The sequence below is a fragment of the Paenibacillus sp. WG02 genome (assembly GCF_055396115.1).
In genome coordinates, this window is the sequence record NZ_AP036016.1 from 7,542,878 (window position 1) to 7,563,481 (window position 20,604).

General features: G+C 46.8%; 18 protein-coding genes. 7 read left to right on the forward strand and 11 right to left on the reverse strand.

What is annotated here, in order from left to right; all coding sequences use genetic code 11:
• Positions 1–26 precede the first annotated feature (26 nt).
• Entirely contained in the window at positions 27–734 is a 708-nt protein-coding gene (locus tag ACBP55_RS34070) for a glycosyltransferase family 2 protein (protein WP_464648074.1), read from the forward strand.
• A 149-nt stretch (positions 735–883) separates the two neighbouring features.
• On the opposite strand, the gene ACBP55_RS34075 is transcribed toward ACBP55_RS34070, so the two are convergent.
• The 6 genes from ACBP55_RS34075 to coxB all read right to left on the reverse strand — a co-directional run bounded on the left by ACBP55_RS34075 (position 884) and on the right by coxB (position 6,133).
• Positions 884–1,345: a DUF420 domain-containing protein gene (locus ACBP55_RS34075; protein ID WP_261302760.1), complete on the reverse strand. Its 462-nt coding sequence runs from the start codon at positions 1,343–1,345 to the stop codon at positions 884–886.
• Between the two features lie 9 nt (positions 1,346–1,354).
• Positions 1,355–2,212, reverse strand: coding sequence for a cytochrome c oxidase assembly protein (locus ACBP55_RS34080; protein ID WP_464648077.1), 858 nt, complete (start codon positions 2,210–2,212; stop codon positions 1,355–1,357).
• A gap of 75 nt (positions 2,213–2,287) precedes the next feature.
• Positions 2,288–2,605, reverse strand: coding sequence for a cytochrome C oxidase subunit IV family protein (locus ACBP55_RS34085; protein WP_464648079.1), 318 nt, complete (start codon positions 2,603–2,605; stop codon positions 2,288–2,290).
• 1 nt (position 2,606) lies between these two features.
• Positions 2,607–3,221, reverse strand: a complete 615-nt coding sequence (locus tag ACBP55_RS34090; RefSeq protein ID WP_464648081.1) for a cytochrome (ubi)quinol oxidase subunit III — start codon at positions 3,219–3,221, stop codon at positions 2,607–2,609.
• Positions 3,218–5,050, reverse strand: a complete 1,833-nt coding sequence (gene ctaD / locus ACBP55_RS34095; protein ID WP_464653529.1) for a cytochrome c oxidase subunit I — start codon at positions 5,048–5,050, stop codon at positions 3,218–3,220. Before ctaD ends, ACBP55_RS34090 begins: the two co-directional genes overlap by 4 nt.
• Positions 5,051–5,116: 66 nt before the next feature.
• Positions 5,117–6,133: a cytochrome c oxidase subunit II gene (gene coxB, locus ACBP55_RS34100; RefSeq protein ID WP_464648082.1), complete on the reverse strand. Its 1,017-nt coding sequence runs from the start codon at positions 6,131–6,133 to the stop codon at positions 5,117–5,119.
• A 278-nt stretch (positions 6,134–6,411) separates the two neighbouring features.
• On the opposite strand from coxB, the gene ACBP55_RS34105 reads away from it, so the two are divergent.
• From ACBP55_RS34105 to ACBP55_RS34120, 4 genes are all read left to right on the forward strand, one after another.
• Entirely contained in the window at positions 6,412–7,098 is a 687-nt protein-coding gene (locus ACBP55_RS34105; protein ID WP_464648084.1) for a YhcN/YlaJ family sporulation lipoprotein, read from the forward strand.
• 132 nt (positions 7,099–7,230) lie between these two features.
• Positions 7,231–9,276, forward strand: a complete 2,046-nt coding sequence (locus tag ACBP55_RS34110) for a DEAD/DEAH box helicase (RefSeq protein ID WP_464648086.1) — start codon at positions 7,231–7,233, stop codon at positions 9,274–9,276.
• A gap of 157 nt (positions 9,277–9,433) precedes the next feature.
• Positions 9,434–10,021, forward strand: coding sequence for a guanylate kinase (locus ACBP55_RS34115; protein WP_464648088.1), 588 nt, complete (start codon positions 9,434–9,436; stop codon positions 10,019–10,021).
• A 99-nt stretch (positions 10,022–10,120) separates the two neighbouring features.
• Positions 10,121–11,269 (forward strand): conserved virulence factor C family protein, encoded by a 1,149-nt coding sequence (locus ACBP55_RS34120; protein ID WP_464648090.1) that lies wholly within the window; start codon positions 10,121–10,123, stop codon positions 11,267–11,269.
• Positions 11,270–11,633: 364 nt separating this feature from the next.
• Here the strand turns inward: ACBP55_RS34120 and ACBP55_RS34125 are convergent, their stop codons facing one another.
• Positions 11,634–12,884, reverse strand: a complete 1,251-nt coding sequence (locus tag ACBP55_RS34125; RefSeq protein ID WP_464648092.1) for a M48 family metallopeptidase — start codon at positions 12,882–12,884, stop codon at positions 11,634–11,636.
• Positions 12,881–13,387 (reverse strand): hypothetical protein, encoded by a 507-nt coding sequence (locus tag ACBP55_RS34130; protein WP_464648094.1) that lies wholly within the window; start codon positions 13,385–13,387, stop codon positions 12,881–12,883. Before ACBP55_RS34130 ends, ACBP55_RS34125 begins: the two co-directional genes overlap by 4 nt.
• Positions 13,388–13,676: 289 nt before the next feature.
• Between ACBP55_RS34130 and ACBP55_RS34135 the strand changes: the two genes are divergently transcribed.
• Positions 13,677–14,465, forward strand: a complete 789-nt coding sequence (locus ACBP55_RS34135; RefSeq protein ID WP_464648096.1) for a C39 family peptidase — start codon at positions 13,677–13,679, stop codon at positions 14,463–14,465.
• Positions 14,466–14,574: 109 nt separating this feature from the next.
• Here ACBP55_RS34135 and infC read toward each other — a convergent pair whose 3' ends face one another.
• On the reverse strand, positions 14,575–15,060 hold the full coding sequence (infC, locus tag ACBP55_RS34140; protein ID WP_464648098.1) for a translation initiation factor IF-3: 486 nt from the start codon (positions 15,058–15,060) through the stop codon (positions 14,575–14,577).
• Positions 15,061–15,135: 75 nt separating this feature from the next.
• Between infC and ACBP55_RS34145 the strand changes: the two genes are divergently transcribed.
• Positions 15,136–15,444 (forward strand): hypothetical protein, encoded by a 309-nt coding sequence (locus ACBP55_RS34145; RefSeq protein WP_464648100.1) that lies wholly within the window; start codon positions 15,136–15,138, stop codon positions 15,442–15,444.
• 8 nt (positions 15,445–15,452) lie between these two features.
• On the opposite strand, the gene ACBP55_RS34150 is transcribed toward ACBP55_RS34145, so the two are convergent.
• Together ACBP55_RS34150 and ACBP55_RS34155 are read right to left on the reverse strand one after the other, a co-directional pair.
• Positions 15,453–16,481, reverse strand: a complete 1,029-nt coding sequence (locus ACBP55_RS34150) for an LLM class flavin-dependent oxidoreductase (RefSeq protein WP_464653531.1) — start codon at positions 16,479–16,481, stop codon at positions 15,453–15,455.
• Between the two features lie 980 nt (positions 16,482–17,461).
• Positions 17,462–20,593, reverse strand: coding sequence for an alpha-mannosidase (locus ACBP55_RS34155; RefSeq protein WP_464648102.1), 3,132 nt, complete (start codon positions 20,591–20,593; stop codon positions 17,462–17,464).
• Positions 20,594–20,604 lie beyond the last annotated feature (11 nt).

Genomic DNA, 20,604 nt, shown 5'->3' on the forward strand with positions numbered 1-20,604 from the left:
TTTTTTTAATTCCGGGAGGAGATATAGTGAGCAAAAAAAAGCGGGGAGTATCGATCATCACATGTACGAATAGACCAAGTTTTTTTGGTAATGTTTTGGAAAATTATGAAAGACAGCGTTACCCGATAAAAGAATTAATTATCATATTAAATAAAAACGGCATGAAATTATCTAAGTACCGAAAAAAAACAAAAGACCATAAAAATGTTTCGGTTTACAGGAGGGGGGAAAAGGTCTCTCTGGGTGAGTGTCTAAATTATGCTATAAAACGGACGAAGCACCCCTATATAGCAAAATTCGATGATGACGACTACTACTCGAAATATTATTTGACAGAGCAGATGAAAGCGCTGCGTCGTTCGAAAGCGCATGTTGTGGGAAAAAGGGCTTATCTGGCTTTTATCAAAACGAGAGATCTGCTCGTCCTATATTCACCAAAAAAACAACATAAATTCGTTAAGTGGGTGACCGGTGGAACCATCTTATTTAAAAGGCGTGTTTTCAAAAAAGTCCGATTTCCAAAAATTTCACTAAATGAAGATGTGATCTTTGCAAAAAGATGCAGGATAAATCACTTTAAAGTATACTCATCAAGTCCTTACAATTATGTAATGATCCGCAGAAAAAACAAAAAAAGCCACACATGGAAAACCAGTGACGACCACCTTATTTCAAGAAGCGAAATAGTTGCAAAAACCAGGAATTTCCGAAAAATGGGCACCCGAGCAAAATAAGATATTTCAAATCAATCTCTGATAAGACTGTCATGCCCGTAAACATTTCAAGCATCCTCATCAAATCTCAACAACCACACAATATTTGGAAAATACGAGAACAAAAAAAGCTGAATGTTGTGAGCATAACTCACAGATTCAGCTTCTCCTTACAAGCCAAAAATCGCATCAATCACTGGCTTCGTCGTCCCACCTGGATACATCAAATAAAGCAGAACATACACCAAGACGCCTGTAGGCGCCGTAAGCAGCCATACGATCGCGGCGACTCGTCCGATTTTTTTATGTTTTAGAAATTTGTTTTTGTAAGCAAACCATAGTGTGATTAGACCTAGTACTCCCCCCACTGTTGCCAACGTAATATGAAAGAACAAGAATAAGTGATACGGCAGCTTCAGACTTTCAGGCCCGCCAAATGCCGTGTTCCCTTCAAACAAGGTACGGGACATGTAGATGATGAAAAACGCCAGTGCGAAGATTGCTCCAAGAACCATCAGCTTTTGATGCGTTTCCCGATTCCCTTTTACAATATGATACCAGCCGAAACCAACAAATATGGCACTGATAACGATAAACATCGTAGAAATAGTTGGTAAAATGTGCATCTCCATAAATCCTTTCTAAGCGCGATTCCAATTCCCGCCCTGGTTATTCAAGCTCTCTTGTGTCTCAACAAGTTCCATATCGTCATCTTCCTTACGCTCTCTACGGTACCATCTGAAGAAAATATAGGCAAGTGTTGCTCCATATACGATCTCTTGAATGATTTTCATAATAACGCCGCCGAGTTGTTGATCATCGAGCGGAGACAAATGAGTGAAAGGCACAGTAACATTTGAATACATATCATAAAGGGTCGACTCTGCAAATATGATAAGCGCGCAGGCAGGGGTCAACAACAAACCATTGCCGAAAATGTACGCCAATTTCTTCAGATCATTCAGGCGATTCAGCTCTGGAAGTGGACAAAATATAGGGAACCACATCATGAAAGCTGTGAACAAAAGAACCGTATGATAACCAAAAAGCCATACATCATTATTCATCAAATAATCCATAATAAAAGGCATATGATAGATGGAGAAGAGCATGTTGAACAAAAACAGCGCAATCAGCGGACGTGTGAAAAATGTAACTGCGCCGCGGAAGACTCGATTTTGCATGAAAAGACGGAGTACCCAAGCAGGCGTACCTAGCCATATAAATATAGGAACAATTAAATACAGGACCGTTTGCTGCAGCATATGCGCGCTGAACAAATAATGATGACCGATGTAGTTAATCGGACTCCCTTGTCCTATGTAGAACAGGGCCAGCCCCGTATAGAAACATAGCTTCTGCTTATCCGAAACTGGTTCTGCATCTGCGAAATTCCCATTCCCCTTAGCGACAAATCGACTATAGACATATCCGACAACGATGACCACCAACAGTATAACAGGATTCCACAAATCGAAAAATCCACCAATTTGGCTCATAGCTAATCTCTATCTCCTTTCAACTAAAAAAAGAGGAGGCACTTTGTCTAGACAAAGTTGCCTCTTCCTGCTTTCCTACCACCATACCCAATATACTGCCATAATAACACCGGTGAGAGCAACGAATGCTCCAGCCCCGATAAAAATGAGCGGAAATAAGTGTCCTCTTTCTTTGGCATGCATCCAGAACAGAAGCTGGACAACAGCTTGCACAATAGCCAAAGTAACGATGAAGATTAAAATAAAGGAACGATCCAAGTCTCCGTAAAGAACGACAGCGAATGCCAACATCGTGAGAAGAATCGAGATAATGTACGACAAGTAGTGGTTCAGCGGTGATTCATGCTTAACTCGTTTGCTAGGTGCGTGTGTATCATGAGAATTACTGCTCATCTTAGTGACCCACCTTCCCCATCAGATAAACGACTGTGAAGATAAATACCCAGACTAAGTCAATAAAGTGCCAATACAATGCAGCTACGTAAAACTTAGGTGCAGTAACGACTGTAAGACCTTTTTTGAGTCCTTGCAAAATCAACAGTGTAATCCAGCAAACCCCGAAAGCTACGTGAGCTCCGTGGAATCCGACCAATGTATAAAACGATGTCGAGAAAGCACTTGTTGAAAATTTATGTCCTTCATGCACATACTCAATGAACTCATAAATCTCCATTCCCAAGAACGAAAGACCAAACAATACAGTAATTGCAAGCCACGCGAGCAATTGGCCTAGCTTTTGTTTGTGCATCGCGATGATCGCGAATACACTCGTTAAACTACTTGTTAAGAGAATGAAGGTAGACCAGCCTACTGTTTTGAGCTTGAAAAGCTCATTTGCTGTAGGACCGTCTGGAACAGAGTTCCGAAGAGCGATGTAGGTTGCGAATAAACAACCGAACAACACAACCTCGGCTCCAAGGAATAACCAAAATCCGAGAACTTTATTTTTCCCTTCGAGGGTAGCCGTTTCCGGATTAGCAGGCAGTGCGCCCGTATGATGAGTACTCATGCCTTAACCCCCTTGTCGTCTTCAAGCTCTTCCGGCTCAATATGCCAACCATGATCGTCGTATACAGAACGTAAGAACATCGCAATAAATGTAACGAGGATTCCCGCGGCAGCTACATAGTAGTTTCGGTACATAAAACCAAAACCTGCAATGAACAAACCTACTGACATAACAAGCGGTAATATGGATGCTGAAGGCATATGAATCGAACCTATAGGTTCTGCCGGAGTCATTTGTTTATTACCAGCCATTTTTTCTTTCCAAAGTGCATCTAATCCGCGAACAAGCGGTGTTTGTTTGAAGTTATACTCAGGTGCAGGTGAAGGAATCGCCCACTCCAATGTACGACCATCCCATGGATCTGCAGGAGCCGTAATTGGTTTTCTTGATGTTGCAATAATGTTGATTAAGAATACTAATGTACCGATACCCATCAAGAATGCACCTACGGTTGAAACCAAGTTGCCTACTTCGAGATCATGTCCAGGTTGGTACGTGAAGACACGACGCGGCATTCCCATAAGTCCCAAGAAATGCTGAGGGAAGAATGTCAAATGGAAGCCAATGAAGAACAGCCAGAAATGCAGTTTACCCATTCCTTCATTCAACATACGTCCAAACATTTTTGGCCACCAGTAGTAAAGACCTGCGAACAAGCCAAGCACTAGACCACCAACGATAACATAGTGAAAGTGAGCGACAACGAAATACGTATCATGATACTGGAAGTCTGCTGCTGGAATCGCAAGCATAACCCCTGTCGTTCCACCCATTACGAATGTTGGGATAAAAGCTGTAGCGAAAATATTCGCTGTTGTGAAGCGAATTTGTCCGCCCCAAAGTGTGAATAACCAGTTAAAGATCTTCACGCCAGTTGGAACTGCAATCGCCATAGTAGCAATCGCGAAGATGGAATTGGCAACTGGACCTAAACCTGATGTAAACATATGGTGAACCCAAACCATGAAGCCTAGGAAACCAATTAAAACTGTTGCAAAAACCATGGAGCTGTATCCGAAAAGACGTTTCTTCGAGAAAGTTGAAACAATCTCAGAAATGATACCGAAAGCTGGAAGAATCAGAATATATACCTCTGGATGCCCGAAGAGCCAGAATAAATGCTCCCATAACACATTGTTGCCGCCTCTAGCTGCATCGAAGAATGCACCATTAAAGACGCGATCAAACATCAGTTCAACAAGGCCAACTGTAATGGCAGGGAAAGCAAGAACAATCAAACCTGAAGTAACGAAAGCTGACCATGTGAACATCGGCAAACGCATATAAGTAAGACCCGGTGCACGCATATTGATGATTGTAACCAGGAAGTTAATTCCCCCGATTAGAGTACCAATACCAGCAATTTGTAGCCCTAGTACATAGAAATCAGTACCTCGCAGGTTGTTTTCAAGTGTTTGTCCCCAACTGGTGTCCGTTATCGTGGATAATGGAGCATATCCTGTCCAACCACCATCAGGTGCGCCACCCAAGAACCAACTTGTGTTCATCAGTACGCCACCAGCGAAGAACAACCAGAAACCAAGGGAGTTCACGAATGGGAACGCAACGTCCCTTGCACCAATTTGCAGAGGAACGATGGCATTCATGAATGCGAAGATGACCGGCATAGCCGCAAAGAAAATCATCGTTGTTCCGTGCATCGTGGTTAATTGGTTAAATGCATCGCCGATAAAAATATGCTGATCGGGATAAGCGAGTTGAATCCGAATCAAGATGGCTTCAAGTCCTCCTACGAGGAAGAAGAAGCCGCCCGCTATTAAGTACAGGATACCGATTTTCTTGTGATCGACTGTTGTAAGCCAATCCATCAGACCGGTATGTTTTTTTACTGGATGAGAGTGAGCCAACGTATTAACCTCCTTTACCTGAGAAGTTTATTTCAAAGTCTGTAAGTACTGAACAATATCTTTAATTTGAGCGTCATCAAGCTTACCGCCTGCTTCTTTACCAAAAGCCGGCATTTTGTTGCCCGGTTTTTGGTCTTGCGGATTATGTATCCACAATGCCATTTTCTCAGGAGTATGTTCCAGAATTCCGGCAAGTGTATCGCGATCTGCGAAACCTTTCAGGTTAGGAGCAACACCAGGACCGTTCGCATTAACAGCGTGACAAGACATACAATTTTCTTTGAAAAGCTCTTCACCTTTTTGTGCAGTTGCCGGCACAGTAGCAGGAGCTTTCATTTTCGCGACCCAAGCGTTGAAATCGGCTTCAGACTTCGCTTGAACGGTAAAGTTCATCAAGGCATGCGAGGCTCCGCAAAGCTCTGTACATCTTCCTTGGAAGGTAGCGATTTCGTCAGCTTGAAGATAAAGCGTATTATGGATACCTGGATTCGTATCCACTTTACCACCTAGGGATGGTACCCAGAAGGCATGAGACACATCAGCTGAAACAAGATCGAATGCAATAATTTTATCCTTAGGTACGACAAGCTCTTGAGCTGTAGCAATGCCTAAATCGGGATATTCAAACTGCCACCAGAATTGATGTGCAGTTACTTTGACATGAACCGCAGCTTTGTCCTTATTGTAATTCGTTGAATGCTTGAATGTGTAGGTCACTGTTGGTACCGCAAGCACTAACAGAAGGAGAATCGGAACAACAGTCCAGATAATCTCAAGCACGTGGCTACCTTCAACTTGTTTAGGTATGCTGTTGTCGCCAGCGCGTTTGCGAAAACGAACTAATACATACACATAAATTGCAAACACGACAATTACGACAAAAACCATGATAAAGAGACTTAATTTCATTAAATAAAGCTGCTCGGTTGCCACAGGACCTTTTGGCAATAAAGCAGATAAGGTTGGGTCTCCACACCCGGTTAGCAAGAACATCATTGCCGCTAAAAGGGGCACCAGACGCCATAACTTTTTCAATCGACTCATTGTATCAACCCCACTTTTAAAACAATATTTTTACCACGAAGGCCATGCCCATGTCAATTCACTTTATTAACTATAAATTCGTGAAAAGTTTTTGTCAATCGCTGGAGGGAAGTTCACAAATTGTTCTTAAACCGCTCTGTAGCGATATATTTTCCCTCCATGGTTATTTCCATACACCCGCCTCTTTATGCATAAAAGCCTTTATTTCCGAACACGAATAAAAGCGAAGAAACATCCCATCCTATAGACATTACAATGTATATGGGAGGTCTCTTTTGATGCTCAGGAAGTTAGGTTTTCCGATTTGTGGAATGATATTCCTCCTGCTGACATTATCCGGTTGTGCAGAGAATGGAAGAGAATATGGGAAAAGCCCCGACCACACGAATTTTGGCGCCCCTGTCGAAAAAACAGAGGAATCCGAAAGAGCTTATCAAACCCAACAGCTCTCTGGTCCAGTTACACATAACAATTCAAAGCTGGATTACAGCCAATTTCTTTCCAACCAATTAAATGCTATGAATGGGGTAAATACAGCCATCGTGATGACTACCGATCAAAATGCCTACGTCGCTCTAATGATTGACAGCAGTGCTGCAGGTACCAAGGGTTCCACCAGAGAGACGAATAACCAGGGGACTACCAAGGGCTTTTATAACGATCATGCACCATTCAATGACACCATGCCGTCCAATGATTTAAACAATGGTTACAATAGTTATGAAACTGCGGTGCACCATGATATGCTTTCTCATCGATTCAAACAAGCTATAGCTGAGAAAATTCGTAAGCTGCAGCCTAACATCATGGATGTCTACATTTCGGCAAACCGTGATTTCCTTAATAAAATGAACAGCTACGCCCAAGAAAGCTGGAAGGGCCATTCTCTGATGCCTTTATTAACGGATTTCAATCAAACGGTTACGCGCGTTTTCGGCACAGCTCAAGTGCTGCCTGGAGGCTAATGTAGAAGTTACGAAAGAAAATTCCTTCTATATAAAGTAGTATTTGCTGCTTGTTGGTCGGCTCCTGTTTTCATTTGTCTGGCATTCCTGTACAATGAGGGAATCGTCTTTAACAAGGAGAGACTCTGGTCTATGACCAAAGTCCCTATATTAAGCAAGAAAAAGGGAGCTGGCCAATTTACCATGTCAAACGGATTTGCCTCATTAGGAATTAGAGAAAGTCTTGTTCACGTATTACAATCTGGAGGAGTCGTTGAACCGACCCCCATTCAAAAAGAAGCGATACCTGTTTTGTTAAAAGGTACAGATGTTATCGCACAGGCACAAACAGGTACTGGTAAAACCCTTGCCTTTGTACTTCCTATATTAGAAACAATTGATGTAGAAAGCCCAGATGTCCAAGCACTTATTTTGACACCGACACGTGAATTAGCTATTCAAATTAGCAACGAGCTGAAAAGCCTTGTCCCTGTTACAGGAGCAAAGGTTTTGGCTGCATATGGCGGGCAAGATGTAGAAAAGCAGCTTAGAAAGCTACAAGGCAACATACATATAGTAGTAGGAACACCGGGTAGATTGCTCGATCACCTTCGCCGCGGTTCTATCAACTTCTATAAATTAAAAATACTTGTATTAGATGAAGCTGATCAAATGCTGCATATGGGCTTCCTTCATGAAGTGAAGGATATCATTGCCCAAACCTCCCCTTATCGTCAAACACTTCTCTTCTCTGCAACTATGCCTGAGCAGGTCGTAAACCTATCCAAAGCTTATATGAAAGAAGCTAAGGAAATTAAAATTCAAAGCAAACAAGTGACTTTGGCTGAAATTAAACAAGTCCTGGTTCCAACGACAGATCGAGACAAACAAGATGCTTTGATAGCTGCTATTAAAGAATATAAGCCATATCTAGCTATGATTTTCTGTCGTACGAAAGCTAAGGCTATAGCGCTCAATGAGGTTTTGCAGGAAATCGGCTTAATGTCGGATGAGCTTCACGGTGATTTGTCTCAAGCGAAGCGCGAACAAGTCATGAAGCGTTTCAGAGACGGGCGAATCGAACTCTTGGTCGCAACGGATATCGCAGCTCGAGGCTTGGATGTTGAAGGGGTCACCCATATTTTCAACTATGATGTCCCGCAAGATGCCGAGAGCTACATTCACCGTATTGGCCGAACGGGCCGTGCTGGTGAATCAGGTGTAGCTGTGACTTTTGCTACACAGCGAGATATGCCTACCATTGAATTAATCGAAAAAGGCATTCGGATGTCTTTGAGAAGTCCGGAACAACAGCAACGACGTGTTCGTTCCAATTCTGACGAATATGTTGACACGGAAGGCAGAGGTTCCGCACGCAGAAGCAGTGGCGGGCAATCACGCGGGGGGCGTAATGAAAGAAACGGCGCAACTGGCGGACGCAGCGGAAGATCCGGCGCTCGCGAAGCTAGCCGTGGCGGTCGGGACAACGTTCAGTATGGAACGAAAAGTTCGTCCTCTAGAGGCGATAAATTCGGTTCGCGTAGTGCTGCGCCTGGAAGTGCACGTACTGGCCCGCGTCCTGCGAAGGTCAACTCGGAACGCAATCCAAATACGTGGGGACGCGCTGAGAGTAAAGAACGTCCAGCAGCAACGAATGCTGGACCAGGCCGCGGCGACAACATGAACGCTGCTAAAGCACGCGTTACCAAGTCATGGAGCGGCGGAGACGGAGCTGAACGAGCGCCTCGTGCTGAAGGTACGGAGCGCAGACGTTCTGCTCCTCATGGCGATAAGTCTTACTCGCCATACAACAAGTATGCCGGCACGGGGCGTGATGACGCAGCAAGCGCGTCACGCACAATTCGCGGCGGCAAAGGCCGTGGCGACAGCGCGGAGCGCGGAGCACGCGGTGCAGCAGCGCCGCGGGGCGAGGGCTTTGGAGCTCGCGGCGCTGCGCCGCGGGGCGACAGACAGAGCGCGACTCGCGGCGGGCAAGCTGGCGGCGAACGCAGCGGCCAGGCACGCGGACGCGGCGATAGTGCAGAGCGTGGAGCACGCAGCAGCGCACCTCGCGGTGATAGCTTTGGAGCACGCGGCGGAGCGCCGCGTGGCGACAGATCCAGCTCGCCTCGCGGCGGGCAATCCGGCGGATCCCGCGGCAGTGCACCACGCGGTGGCGGTCGCGGCGGAAAGCGCTAAAAAAAGAAGCGCTTTCCACGCAAGTCTTTACCGAATAACCCGAACGTTGTAAAATATAACTACGGTTGCAAGTGATCCTACTGATCAAAAATCGTTTCATACCGTTGCACGCACGTAGGATTTACCCCCCACAATTCCCATTAAGGAGGTATGTTCCATGTACGCATTAAAGGACAAGGAAATGATTTTTGTATTCACCGGTCCTCACGGTGCTGGTCGTAAGACGGTCGCGGAAATGTCAGGCTCTACGCTCGGCATGAAGCAGGTCATCTCTTACACCACCAGACCTCCGAAGGCTACCGAAGAAGATGGTCAAGATTATCACTTTATCTCTCCTGCCGAGTTTGCTAAAGCGCAAGCTGCCGGTGAATTCATTGAGGTTAGTACAGTTAATGACCATTTGTATGGTATCAAAAGTGCAGATATTGAACACATGTTCCAGCTTAGCGGAAGTATTTATTTAATTTTGAACCGCTTTGGCGCCGAAACACTCAAAAAGATTTACGGAGATCACGTTGTCCTTATCTTCATTCATGCCGGTCGGGATAAACTTGAACAACGGATGAAAGAAAGTGGAGACTCGGAAGAAGTCATTTCGAAGTATCTCTCTTATTACGAAGATGAATTAGCTTTCCGTGACCAATGTGATCATGTATTTGAGAATGTGGATCTGGCTCATACCGTGTTTGATTTAACGAAAACATTGGATCAGTACTTAAATCGCAATCTAGTTGATTTAGATTAAACGGCAGTAAATGCCTATAACAGGCCTGGACGGAACCTCGTCCGGGTCTTTTCATGTAACAGTTAGCGGCTGCGATGCCTTTATGAAGGAGTTGTCCACTTGAAAATTATATCTATTGAACCTACGCCAAGCCCGAATTCGATGAAGCTCAATATGGATGAGTCGCTTCCTGCAGGCGTGCGAAAAACCTATACAAAAGAAAACAGCAAGCTTGCACCTGAAAATATCGGGCAATTACTGGCTGTTCAAGGCGTGATAAGTGTGTTCCACGCAGCAGACTTCATTGCCCTTGACCGTACCTCTAAGGGGGACTGGCAGTTCATTCTGGCCAGAGCCCGTGAGATTTTTGGCGAAGCGCAGCCATCTGCAGACGAAGGCCTGCCTCCGGAACAGCAGCCCACGGCTGAAGCCGCATTCGGTGAGGCACAAGTCCTCGTGCAGATGTTTCGCGGCATCCCGCTCCAGGTGAGGGTGCGCGCTGGCGCAGAGGAAGTTCGCGTAGGCATGCCGCAGCGCTTCACGGAGGCGGCCGTTCGCGCAGGTACGGCATCGCCGAACCTGATTAAGGAGCGGAAGCTCGAGGAGCTCGGCGTACGCTACGGCGAGCTCGCGGACATCGCGGGCGAAGTCGTCCAGGAGCTGGACGCTTCTTACGACGACGCCCGCGTCGAAAGCCTGGTCTCCCTCGCGATGCGGGAGACCTCGGAAGGAACCTCCGCTAGAGAATCCGCGGAGGTTGAAGACGCCAGCGCAGCCCTTGCGCAGCTGCGCAACAGCGACTGGAAGCTGCGCTACGCCGCGCTTCAGAAGATCCAGCCGTCGCTTACGACGCTGCCGCTTCTCGTCCATGCCCTGCAGGACGAGAACACGTCGATTCGGCGACTGGCGACCGTATACCTCGGGGATATCAAGGAACCCGAGGTACTGCCCTTCCTGTATCGTGCCCTCGAGGACGATACACCTTCCGTTCGGCGGACCGCAGGCGATACGCTGTCCGACATCGGGGACCCTGCCGCCATACCGGCTATGGCGAAAGCGCTCAAAGACCGCAACAAGCTAGTCCGCTGGCGCGCGGCGCGCTTCTTGTACGAAGTGGGAGATAACACTGCTCTGAGTGCCCTGCACGAAGCAGTCGACGATCCCGAATTCGAGGTGCGCATGCAGGTGAAAATCGCACTCGAACGCATCGAAGGCGGTCACGCCGCCGAAGGCTCCGTATGGCAGCAAATGACCCGTAGAAACGAATAGTGTTCGGGGAAATTGTGTGAAACCTTACTATTGCAGAAGCAGCATTGCTTGCTTCTCCGTGCAAAGTTGTACGCCGTACAACTTGCCTTTCTAATTCCCCATTTTTTCAAAGAAAGCCCGCGAATCCTGGGCGCGCGTTGTAGCGCCGCCTCAAGGCGGTGGTCAACCCTAGCACACAAAACGCTAGGAAATATAGTTTTCTTACCGAGTAAACCTGCTTATCCGCCATCTCACTTGGCCTAGCAAGAGTAGGACAATCAGCAGCAAGTAAAGTGCAAGTATAAAGAAGTCAAAAAAAGCACGGAGGGTTTCCAGATCAGGATGCCCTCCGTGCTTTTTTACATATGAGAAGTGGGACAGCTACCTAACGCTTATCAAACTGCTCAAAATACAAAATCCGCTCCAAAATCGTAGGATGCGAGCCGCGGAACCACTGAACCAGCTTAGGTTGGGTGACGGGGCTGAGATTTTCTTTGGCAATGTGTTGAAAGGCGCGGATCGCGGCGTTGCCGTCTCCCGTCATTTTCATCGCATAGGCATCAGCGCGATGCTCGATGACTCTTGAGAAGGCATTTTGCGCAGGCGCCGAGGCAAAACTCATGATCGTCACAATCAGCAGCAAGATCGGCAGCGCAGCTAAATCGCTTTCCCCTCTTATTCCCCAAATTGAACCCCAACGCCGAATAAACGAACGATACGCATGAAAGGCAAGCCAGAATCCGATAAAACTCAATGCGATCCCATAAGCTATTCCTAGATAGATATGCCGTTCGGCGTAATGCCCCATTTCATGAGCCATCACGGTCAAAATCTCATCAGGCTGCAGCTTCTTCAGTATCGTATCCCAAAGAACGATCCGGGCGTTCCCTCCAATCCCATTCACGTAAGCATTTATTGTCTGAGTCCGCTCAGACATATTGACTTCATATACTTGATCCGCAGGGATCTGTGACCGCGCGGCAAGCTGGAGAATTTGCGCCTTTAGCTCTTGATTTTGGAGCGGTTGAAAATCGTGATACAACGGGTCCAGCACAACAGGCTGGATGAAGGTGACGAACAAAATAAGCGGAATAGATACCAACCAGAACCAGAGCCACCAACGGTTAGGACTCCATTTTAGCACCCCTCTGAAAATCAACACGATAACTGTCGTACCCAGGACATTGATCAGAAAATCTTTGCCATGATCACTCCAGAACAAGGCTAGTGTTTCCGTTGACAACCCGTAAGCCTGGTCGATTTTGAACAGAAAATAATCAATCGGCAGCAAGAGCACGTCCATAAGCAAAGTAAATAAAAGCACAAAAACAATGATCTGAGGAAAAGAAGCTCTGAACAACCTTTCTGCTATACGACGAAACTTGACTGCCGTTCCGAGTAGGGCCAGCAAGACCCCCATTTGCAGTGGAGTGCTTAGAAAAAAAGCTAGTGACCGTATGCGAGACAAGGACTCAGCCTTAGTAATTTCTTGTAAGGTCATGAACGTATGAGGGTCAGCACTGGTTCCAATTAGTTCAAGCGGGATTTTGAATAAATTCCCTTTTAGGAAATAAATGATTAAGGCTATCGCATACACACAAAAGGTTGCGACAAGACCTATGTAGAAACGCTTCATTTCATACCTCCACGACCAACTTCATTCAAGTTTATCAATAACCAGTCTGGTGTAAAGTCTCTAGACAGGAGCCACACTTGAGTAAAATGCCCATGCGGCAGTATCAGATTACGCTTCCTGCCAAGTATATCGGACATCCCAAACAATAGAGATAGATTACGAATAAGCAGCATGCAGGGATAATCATGAGAGTACTCTTTTAATTTATGTTCCTTACTTTGAATACGGTCATTGATGACCTGAATAAACGTATCAATTCCTTCGGCGCTAGGCTTAGTCAACTGGGAACGCGACAGCATAAGCCGTGCTTCCTCGGTATCGTAGAACAGATGGGTGACTTCTAACCCTACTTGATTATTGCTGGCATCCTCAAGCAGCGCGTCCGGCTTCTCTTGCTGCTGAACCATACGTAGGGGAACCTCATTGTTCACATTGTATAAATCCAGAAAGATATCAATTGCGGCTTGTTCCAGCGCCTTTTTCTCATCCTCGTGTTTATTCATATGTCTCCCCTATATCCATTGAACGAGTCGTTGCTCCCATTTTACCCTATTCTACGAGCTTATACCTCCTGAACAAATGCGCCAAGCATTCTTGTTTCATATATCAAATATAATTAAGGGCAATGAGAGCGGTCACCCGTTCTCCTAGACTATGCGACTGAGTTGGCATTGTATGTGCATCGGTTTAATCATTTTCAAGTTGTAGAAATTGAAGAGAGTCGATCTCTTTATTTGATTTTTCCATTTTCCCATGTTGTAATGAGAAGATAACCCAGATTGGATGTGGGAAATGAAGAAAATAACTTGTTGTTTTTTAGTGTTATTCAGCATCTTTTGTTTGGCAATCGCTATGCCTACATCCCCTGCCTTAGAGCAGGCATTACCTATATCTGTTACTAAACCATATTTAGATGGTATAGAACAATCCGCAGCAGTACCAGTACCAATATCAATACCTATTCCAACACCAACTATTCAACCCAAGATGAATCATCATGTTCAATTGGAAAATGTTCCTGCCCTATCGCAACTGCCCGAGCTGCCGAACGGATGCGAAGCAGTCGTTGCCACGATGCTGCTAAACTGGGCTGGAGTCCCCGTATCCAAAGAGGAAGTCGCTGATGCGCTCCCCTTAGGCGAGCTGCCCTATGTCAATGATGACGGAGCATTTATTGGCAGTAATCCCAAAAATGTTTTTGTAGGTAACCCCTATGAAGTAGGTTATGGTATTTATCATAAGCCGATTGCGGACATGCTGGATCATTGGTTACCCGGTCGAATTAGGGACTTGACGGGCAGTGACTTTGATGAATTGCTCACGATTATTGCACAGGGAAAACCTGCCATGATCTGGGCAACCGAACATATGGATACACCTTATTTGGAGATGGAATGGCAGGATGAAGAGGGGCTGACAGTTGAGTGGTATCAACCTGAGCATGCCTTGCTCTTAACAGGCTGGGACGACGATTATGCCTATATGAACGATCCTATGACCGGTAAGCAGGAAGCCTATGCTTTATCTGATTTCAAAACTGTATGGGAGCAAATGGGATCTCAAGCGATTACCGTTAACTAACAGTAAAGCCTCCTTTGATTTGTCTAGTGGCATTCATACACAGTCCATAATTTCCTTCGCTTAAAAAAGCATGAACTCCTCGATATATAACGAGTAGTTCATGCTTTTTTTATAAGGGATCCATTTGCACAGCTGCTTGCTTACCGCTAAGCTGTATGCCAGTGTGCTTACGACCATGCGAGCTCAAATCTTTGGTCAGTGTCTCCAGCAATTCTTTCGCCTTCGCGCCTTCTTTGCCTGAAATCTTCACGACCAACATCACAGCATCGCCGCCTTGCAGAATGCGCTCCGCCTGCTGCCTCTTCGTCTCTAGGTCATGTTCTTCGATGTTAGGCGTTAAGCGGAGCTCCTTCACCTTAGGTGCTTGCTCCCGCTTGCGTGCCTGCTGTTTTTCCTGCTGGACTTCTTGTTTCGCTTGCCCAGCGCCAATGAGCTTACAGGGAGGTGGACTGCTCATGAGCGAGGTGCAGATTAAATCTACTTTCAGCTGCTTCGCTAGCAGCAGTGCTTCCTTCGTGGGCATAACGCCCAGATCTTCGCCATGTAGTCCAGTAACATGAACCTCGGATGCTTTGATTTTCTCATTCTTAATCATTGTGAATACACCTAATCTTTCGCTATAATGAACCCATCAACAGGAAGAGGTTGTTTAAGGAGATGTCTAACTACTATGAATAATAAACAATTAGAAGAGCAAATGATCGAAAATTACAAACGTGAAGAGCATATGATGATCCTCGTTTTTGCACAATGGTGTATCAACCATGATTTGGATCCTACAGCGCTCTATCATAGCGCATACCCAGACCAACCAAATAACGAGGCGCTGCAGCACGCCCTTGACTTAACGGTTCCCAAAGAGGACGCCGGTGAAGTCCCTGATGACACTGTACTAGGCGTACTATCTCTATTCGGCAACGAGGAGCTAGCCTTCATTGTCACACAAGAAATCGAAAAGCGGCCAAGAAAGAACCGTTAATTGTTTCCTTAAAAAGCATGCTGCCTCATCTCAAGGTTAAAAGCTTCAGCCAACAATTCAATGGTCTGCAGTCTCGTTTCATAGCGGTAGCCGCCGGTTACCACCATTACTTCATCGACTTGGTAGCTTTCGGCTAGTTTCAGCAGCTGCTCTCTCACTTGGTTTGGATCACCAATAATCATACGGGATCGATTGTCCCTTACCCTTGTTTGATCCCAATCTGAGTATATATAGTCAGCCGCTTCTTCGGGCGATTTCACTCCTGTGAATTCGCCCTTTTCCGTTTGCAGGATGCGCAAATCAATCGAAGCCGCAAGCCCCTCAGCCTCCGCCTGCGTCTCAGCGCACAGCACATAGATGCACACTGTCGCCTGCGGTACGACATTCAGCGCGGACGGTTGGAACGAGCTGCGGTAGCTGCGCACCGCATGCTGTCCTCCCGCTCCGTTGATGAAGTGCGCGAAGCAGAACGCTGCGCCTGCCTGCGAGGCATACACCCCGCTCTGTCCGGTGGAGCCGAGCAGCCACACCTGGGGCATCGAGTCCACCAAAGGGGTGGCGCGGATGCCCTCGAACACGTGCCCGGGTTCCACCGAGTCGGCGAGGAATCCGAGAAGATCCGTGACTTGCGCTGGGAACCGCTCAAGTCCTTCGAACATGTCAGCGCTGATGCCTCGCAGCGCTTTGGCCGTATGCGGCGTGCCTCCGGGCGCACGCCCGATGCCAAGGTCGATGCGCCCCGGATAAAGCGCCTCGAGCATACGGAAATTCTCAGCGACCTTGTAGGGGCTGTAATGGGGCAGCAGCACGCCGCCGGAGCCGAGCCGAATCCGACTCGTGCGGGCAGCCAGAGTGGAGAGAAGCACCTCTGGCGAGGAGCCGGCGAGACCTGCCGAGTTATGATGCTCCGACACCCAGAATCGGGTGTAGCCGAGACGGTCGGCCACCTGAGCCAGCCCAATTGTTTGCTGTAAAGCCTCACTATGCGTAAACCCGGATGATACCGGTGACTGATCAAGAATACTTAACTTCAGCATTGTCATCCCTTCTTTCTGAGTCATCTGCCGATGATCTTGATTATACAACGTCCGACCACCAAAAGAAAAAGGACAAACCCCTAATGGCGTTGTCCCGGATTGTTAAATTTTGATTAATCCATTCCTCTTACTTACTAAAAGTATATGGTTACAGGAAAATTTTATGCCAGCTTTTTTTCCAGCCAGTCATTTTTCGTGTTATAAAATCGGAAACCATCGCCATATAAGCTCATATGAGGCTGCTGGATGAATGATTCTCTCTACTCGGTTGAACGATGTTGTAGAATGTGCAACAATTTCTCCCTAGATCCCGCTTCTCTCCCATAGATGTTGCATCATGTACAACAATTGTGCCCTATAAAGGCCATTTCGGAGCAAATGGGTTCGAATTGTTGTACAAACTACAACTTCTACCTGCAAAATGGCCTTTTGAAGTGTGAATTGTTGTAGATATTACAACATTGGATAACTACGATAGCCAAAGAAGGGTGAGTAAATACCAGTTATTAGAAGGCTTAACTGAATGAATCGACAGTTTCGAAACTCCACCATAGTCTGCCAAAAGCTCCGCATGTCCAAGCAATATCCATAGCCAACCAAGCTATCTAGGAGACAACGAAGAGGGGCTGTCCCAAAAGTAGATAAATCTACTTGAGGACAGCCCCTTAAGGCGTATTACCCTTCTGGGACATTCGAATCGGTATTCAGAACGAAATTCATAGTTCCATTGGATTTTTCCAATGGAATCTGCTCTCTGGCTTCGAAATTCGTGCTTCTATTGGAATTATCCAATGGAATTGACTTTTAGGCCATCAAATCCCTACTTCCACTGGATTAATCCAATGGGAGCAGCAGGTAATCTCCTACATTCACAAAGTGGGGGCTGAATTTTCTTATATGACTTTTGGAACAGCCTCCCATTGTTTTTACTATTTTAAAGCGTAGGTGGGAATTCAGGTTCAGATTTTCCAGCCGCTACCCTAAACTTCAAGACTAACAAGAAACGTCTTAATCTCATAAGGTTTCAGCTCAATATTAGCAGCCTCCACCTCTCCGATCGGACGCTCCATCAGATCACATTCCTGCAGTGATCGAATGTTAAAATCGCTCGAGATATCCACATGAGTACGGACTCCAGCAAACTCGTGAATGCGCAGAACGAGTCTCTCTCCATCCTCTGCCTTCTTGATCGCATCTACCATTACGTTTGGAGCAGAGAATTGGAACATAGAAAGTGTACCTTGCGTTGGAACACCGTCGTAACTCGACAGCGGATTATTCAGCGCCCATGCTTCCTGTACGGTACCGCCTGCGTACCAATCCCCCGCATGTGGGAGAAGAGCATACACAAAGGAATGTTCCCCAAGATCAGCTGTCGGGTCCGGATGAATCGCGGATTTAATTAGCGACAAGCGCATGACGTTATCCTTAATATCGTAGCCATACTTACAATCATTGAGCAAGCTTACGCCGTATCCACGTTCGGACAAGTCCGCCCATTGGTGCCCGACGGATTCAAAACGCGCCCAATCCCAGCTCGTATTCCAATGCGTCGGACGCTTGACGTTACCGAACTGGATATCGTAAGTAGCCTCTGTGGAACGCACGTCTACCGGGAAGGCAACCTTCAACAGCTGCTGACGTTCCTGCCAGTCGATATGGGTGCGGAAATCAATGCGACGACTGCCAGAGTAGACAGTCATCCACTGCGAGATCGTAGACTTTGCAAAGTTCCATTTGAATGCAACAGTTGCTGCTAATGGTCCCTCTTCAACGAGCTCTACGGATACAAGATCGGTAACTTCGCGCATTTTTTCTTGGTAGAAAATATCGATATCCCAAGCATCGAAATCAATCGGCTTATCTTCAAACACCTGCAGAACGTTGCCTCGCGAGCTTGCAGCAAGCACATTCCGGCGATTATCTAAGTCGAATACGCGAACCAATTGACCGGATTCGTTCCATTCAATTTCATAATGAGGTGTCTTCAGCGAGCGTCCATCCAGTTGGAAAGGAATCTCGTCAACCACTGCTGTTTGAGTTTGATCTGTAAAGTGAATCGTCGTCATTCCTAATGATGGCATCTGAGGTGCGTTGATGAGCCAGCGGCCATCCGTGTATTGCGATTGCAACTCGCGGCCTTCCCGATCTGTCCAAACGCTGCCAATTGCAGCTTTTTCCCCAGGGATTACAACAAGATCGCTGCGTTCCCATGAAGCGCTGTTCAGAACCGTTACCGTACCTTTTTGCTGCTGGTTTCCAATTCGTGCTGCTGCTTCATTCCAAGCGGCTGTTCCTATAGACATCGCTTCCGCGTATTCTTCACGACTGTCCTCGTAGACTTCTGTAATCGAAGAACCAGGAATAATATCATGGAACTGATTGCGCAAAATGATAGTCCAGCCCTTGTTAAGCATCTCCTGTGGATAAACGCTCCAATCGGATTTCAACAAAGCAGCCAAAGCGCTGACATATTCTGTTTCACGATATAGAAGCTCCAGCTTACGATTCATTCGTTTGATGTAGGCTTGGCTTGTATAAGTACCACGATGATATTCAAGATACAGCTCACCGTCCCATGTATGCACATAACGGTCCGTTGCTTCAACTGTTTCATGTAACCGCTCGAAGTATTCGTCTGCGCGCCCTGTTTTCACTTGTGGCAGGCCAGGCATGTCTTCCAAACGACGGCGCATCTCCAGCATCTCTCGATTGACACCGCCTCCGCCATCCCCATACCCATAAGAAAGCAGAAGCTCTTGATTCACTTCTTTATCTCGGTAGGCATCCCAAGTACCTTTGACAGTCATTGGCGTTACCTCGCCGTTGTACGTATAGAAGAACGAGTTAGCTTCTTCCCAGTCGCCAGGTGTGGTAATGAAATGCGTCAACACTTCGGTGCCATCAATTCCCCGCCATTTGAAGGTATCGTGAGGCATGCGATTGAACTGGTTCCAGCTGATTTTGGTCGTCATGAACGTATCGAAACCGGATTTTCGCAAAATTTGCGGCAGTGCCCAGCTGTACCCGAACACGTCGGGAAGCCATAAATAGTTACTTTCCACTCCAAACTCTTCACGAATAAATCGGGTTCCGTGTAAAAATTGTCTCACCAGCGATTCCCCGGAGGTTAGATTGCAATCCGCTTCCAGCCACATGCCCCCGCCAACTTCCCATCGCCCTTCACGTACACGCTCAAGGATTTGCTCATAAATATCAGGATAATCTTGCTTGATATAAGCGTACAATTGAGGCTGTGTCTGCAAAAACACATAGTCCGGGAATCGTTCCATTAGGCGCAGCACCGTGGAGAACGAGCGTGCACATTTCTCCCGAGTATGTTTAAGTCTCCACAACCAAGCCACATCAATATGGGTATGCCCAATACAAGTAATCGTAACGGGATGCTTCTTCTCCATCTGATTTAATTCCTCAAGCAGCAGCTCACGGGAACTATACACGGATTCATAGTAGGCGTCTGAGAGCGGATTCGACCAATCTACCAGCTTAAAAGAACGATCGAGCGCTTTAACTAACTGAGTACGTTCAGGATGGTTAACATCCAGACTGCGGATTGTTTCCAGCACAGCGCGTCCTGTGTAGTAGAAATCGTCAACCCGCTCATCCAGCCAGCAGATTTCTGCACGATTCACCGTATGCTTCTTCTCGCGCGGTTTCCCTCCTCCTTCGAGACCTGACCACAGGCGGATATCCATCCGCCCCTGCGTACCTGCTGCTTCCTCCGGCAAAAATACTTCTTGATGATTCGAATCGACACCCTGAAAAGGGGATCCGTTCCAATATAATAAGGATTCGAAGCCGTCATTGTTGCCTCCGCCCGTTTCACCGAAATCGAAGCGCCCTAAAATGGTTTTGTCTGCCCATTCCTTTGGAATATCAATCGTGCGCGATAGCCACACGTAGCGGTCGCGCCCTTTCCAAGTCTCACCTGTCTTCAGTTCAAATGTAGGCTGCGTGACTGGCGGCCTTGCTCCATTAGCGCCATCCTCGTCTTCCGCAGCTGAAAATCGCTCCAAAGGTACCGCATCGCGATACCGGGTTTCGCTTAATTCGCGCAGTCTCGCTTCCAGCTTCGATTCTGTAAAAAACATATCGAATCTCT

What these genes read in the sequence shown, in the direction of transcription:
- ACBP55_RS34145 (WP_464648100.1), top strand. Translation starts at nt 15,136, where the DNA reads ATGAATAATAAACAATTAGAAGAGCAAATGATCGAAAATTACAAACGT.
- ACBP55_RS34090 (WP_464648081.1), bottom strand. Translation starts at nt 3,221, where the DNA reads ATGAGTACTCATCATACGGGCGCACTGCCTGCTAATCCGGAAACGGCT.
- ACBP55_RS34085 (WP_464648079.1), bottom strand. Translation starts at nt 2,605, where the DNA reads ATGAGCAGTAATTCTCATGATACACACGCACCTAGCAAACGAGTTAAG.
- ACBP55_RS34150 (WP_464653531.1), bottom strand. Translation starts at nt 16,481, where the DNA reads ATGCTGAAGTTAAGTATTCTTGATCAGTCACCGGTATCATCCGGGTTT.
- ACBP55_RS34135 (WP_464648096.1), top strand. Translation starts at nt 13,677, where the DNA reads ATGAAGAAAATAACTTGTTGTTTTTTAGTGTTATTCAGCATCTTTTGT.
- ctaD (WP_464653529.1), bottom strand. Translation starts at nt 5,050, where the DNA reads ATGGATTGGCTTACAACAGTCGATCACAAGAAAATCGGTATCCTGTAC.
- ACBP55_RS34125 (WP_464648092.1), bottom strand. Translation starts at nt 12,884, where the DNA reads ATGAAGCGTTTCTACATAGGTCTTGTCGCAACCTTTTGTGTGTATGCG.
- ACBP55_RS34130 (WP_464648094.1), bottom strand. Translation starts at nt 13,387, where the DNA reads ATGAATAAACACGAGGATGAGAAAAAGGCGCTGGAACAAGCCGCAATT.
- ACBP55_RS34155 (WP_464648102.1), bottom strand. Translation starts at nt 20,593, where the DNA reads ATGTTTTTTACAGAATCGAAGCTGGAAGCGAGACTGCGCGAATTAAGC.
- ACBP55_RS34080 (WP_464648077.1), bottom strand. Translation starts at nt 2,212, where the DNA reads ATGAGCCAAATTGGTGGATTTTTCGATTTGTGGAATCCTGTTATACTG.
- infC (WP_464648098.1), bottom strand. Translation starts at nt 15,060, where the DNA reads ATGATTAAGAATGAGAAAATCAAAGCATCCGAGGTTCATGTTACTGGA.
- ACBP55_RS34110 (WP_464648086.1), top strand. Translation starts at nt 7,231, where the DNA reads ATGACCAAAGTCCCTATATTAAGCAAGAAAAAGGGAGCTGGCCAATTT.
- coxB (WP_464648082.1), bottom strand. Translation starts at nt 6,133, where the DNA reads ATGAGTCGATTGAAAAAGTTATGGCGTCTGGTGCCCCTTTTAGCGGCA.
- ACBP55_RS34105 (WP_464648084.1), top strand. Translation starts at nt 6,412, where the DNA reads ATGCTCAGGAAGTTAGGTTTTCCGATTTGTGGAATGATATTCCTCCTG.
- ACBP55_RS34115 (WP_464648088.1), top strand. Translation starts at nt 9,434, where the DNA reads ATGTACGCATTAAAGGACAAGGAAATGATTTTTGTATTCACCGGTCCT.
- ACBP55_RS34075 (WP_261302760.1), bottom strand. Translation starts at nt 1,345, where the DNA reads ATGGAGATGCACATTTTACCAACTATTTCTACGATGTTTATCGTTATC.